This window comes from uncultured Rothia sp., from assembly GCF_916049665.1.
Taxonomy (GTDB): domain Bacteria; phylum Actinomycetota; class Actinomycetes; order Actinomycetales; family Micrococcaceae; genus Rothia.
In genome coordinates, this window is record NZ_CAJZIE010000117.1 from 1 (window position 1) to 2756 (window position 2756).

A 2756-nucleotide genomic window follows, 5' to 3' on the forward strand; every position below is an offset into this window, starting at 1 on the left:
ACCCACCCGACCCTGTGGCTGCCGCTGGTTCGCCGCCTCCGCGAGCCCTATAAGGGCCAGTGGGCACTTCCTGGCGGTCCGCTTAACCCGAATCTTTCCCTCGAAGAGGCAGCGGCTTCGACCCTGAAGCGTGCAACCAATCTGCAGCCCGGCTACCTGGAGCAGCTCTACGCGTTCGGCGACGTTCTGCGCACCCCCGAGGCGCGCGCCGCCCGCGTTGTGGGAGAGCCCGAACCGGCACCCGGTACTGATCATGAGCGCGTGGTGTCCGTGGTGTACTGGGCGTCGATTCCCGCCACCGAGGTCGCGAACACTCGCGTGCACGAGAACATCCGCTGGTTCCCGGTGGATGAGCTGCCCGAGCTCGCCTTCGACCACAACGAAATCATTGAGTACGCGCTCTACCGCCTGCAGAACAAGGTGGAGTACTCGCGTATTGCGCACTCTTTCTTGGGTGAGGAGTTCACCCTGGCGCAGCTGCGTGAGGTGTACGAGGCGATTCTGGGTCGCACCCTGGATCCGGCGAACTTCCGCCGCCAGATTGCGGCGTCGAAGTCGATTATTGACACCGGCCGCCGCGTGGAGGGCACCCGTCACCGCCCGCCGCGCCTGTACCGTTACAACGACGCTCAGGCGTACGCGGATGCGGGCCCGCTGGGTATGTACCGTGAACGCCACGAAGCGTAATAGCGTTTCGCGTGTTGTACGCGCGCAGATTTAATGCTTAAAAGGAGGGGCGGCACCGATTGGTGTCGCCCCTCCTTTTGTGTTCTCTAGTACTCTCCAGTGCTCTCTAGGGGGTATCGGTACTTGTCAGAAGGTTTTGCGGGAGGGTGTTTGACTCAGCACCCGCACGCTCCCTATGCTGGAGTCCTCAGCTCTCTATCCGCGCTACCTCACCGTGGGGGTAACCTGCGAGCTGAACGCATTGTTGAACCGAAGCCACCCAAGGCGCGACCGGGGTGACCTTCGGAATCTAGGAGGCATCAAAGAAATGACCCACCGAGCATAAGCCCGGATCCAACGACACCAGGTCAATGCGCTTTTATGCGTCCACCCCACTACCCGGGCTTACGTGTACCTACAGACCGCGCTCGGGTTTTTTCATATTCTCATGCCTAACGTGCACTACGATGGCGGGAATCCGAGCACCCATTCGAAGGAACTCGGCCCATGCCACACCACATTACACTCGACCATATTTCGTATGCACATCCGGGTGAGCCCCCACTTTTCACAGACCTTTCCGCGGTATTTTCTGCGCCACTCACCGGGCTTATCGGCGATAACGGCGCCGGAAAAACTACCCTCTTCAGACTTATTCTTGGCGACATAAACCCTAGTCAAGGCATAATCAGCACCCCACCGCACATAGCGTACCTACCGCAAGATTTAGGGTTGAGTGGGCATCAGCATCTTGCCGATATTTTTGGAATTACAAAAATACTGCAGGCGCTTGATGCGCTGGAATCGGGCGACTATTCCCCCAGCCTTTACGACACCATAGGCGACGCCTGGGATATTGAAGAACGCACCCTCGTAGCCCTTGCCGAACATGGTTTTGGTCCTGCCCTCACTACGACCGATACACAGGCCCGTCACAACCTTCTGATGCGTCCCCTTAGCACCTTTTCAGGTGGTCAGACGGTCACAGCCGCACTCACCGCGCTTCTGTGTTCAGACCCAGAGTTCATTCTGCTGGATGAGCCCACAAATAATCTGGATTCTTCGGCGAAGAATCGGCTTTATACGGCTCTTGAAACCCTCACCTGCCCGGCGCTCATTATTAGCCACGACCGCGACCTACTGGAACACGTGCACGTGATTGCCGAGCTTCACGCCGACCGTCAGGGACTGGCTCATCTGCGCATCTTCGAAGGTAACTACAGCACCTACCGGCAGGCGCTGGAGACCGAACAGCAGGCAGCTCAGCGTCGCGTGACCGAGGCGAAGAATGAGGCACGTAAGGCTGAGCGTGAGCGCGCCGAGAACCAGATTAAGCTCGACCGCAACGCCCGCCGAGGTCGCGAATTTGAACGGTCAAAGCGGAAACCTGGCATGGCTATGGGCCTGGATAAGAACAGTTCAGAGCGCTCTACCGGGAAACTTCACACAGCCCACGAAAGCATGGTGGCGAATGCGCGTGCGGCAGTTGGAGAAGCCCAAGAGAACCTGCGCGCGCAGGAGCGTATCTATCTGGAACTTGCTCAGGATGCGCTCCCGCTGGGACGGAAAGTACTGGAATTACATCGGGTGGAGAACGACTCTTGCGCATCTACACCGCAGAGCGCCGACATTAAGAAGGCATACACCCAAAACACCGTTTCACGTGAAACACAACCTTATAAAGTTGATTATCTGCTTCAAGTCCAAGATTTTCCCGAGGTTCTTATCCTGACCGGACCCGAACACCTGCACATCACGGGAGCAAACGGCAGTGGCAAGACTGTGCTTCTCAATGCGATAGCGCACGCAAATGACCCTGACTACCGTTCCCCAGTGCCGCCTGCGTACCAAGTGCTCTACCGTCTGGACAACACCGCATACCTGCCGCAGCGCATCATCCTCGACCCGGAGCTCACCCTCCTTGAAACCGTACAGAGGGCGAATCCCGGTGCGAGCGAACAGCATCTGCGTGACCAGCTGGCGCGCCTGCTCTTCCGTCGCGAAAGCGTACATCAGCGCATTGGGGATTTATCCGGAGGTGAGCGCTTCCGTGCCGCGGTGGCACAGGTGCTCCTGGCGAATCCGGTGCC

At 58.5% G+C, this 2756-nt stretch carries 2 protein-coding genes; both read left to right on the forward strand.

Annotated elements, in window-relative coordinates; all coding sequences use genetic code 11:
• Positions 1 to 687: NrtR DNA-binding winged helix domain-containing protein (locus QZ540_RS08355; protein ID WP_294629157.1), on the forward strand; the 687-nt coding region annotated here is incomplete at its 5' end.
• 486 nt (positions 688 to 1173) lie between these two features.
• On the forward strand, positions 1174 to 2756 hold a 1583-nt coding region (locus tag QZ540_RS08360; RefSeq protein ID WP_294629158.1), incomplete at its 3' end, for an ATP-binding cassette domain-containing protein.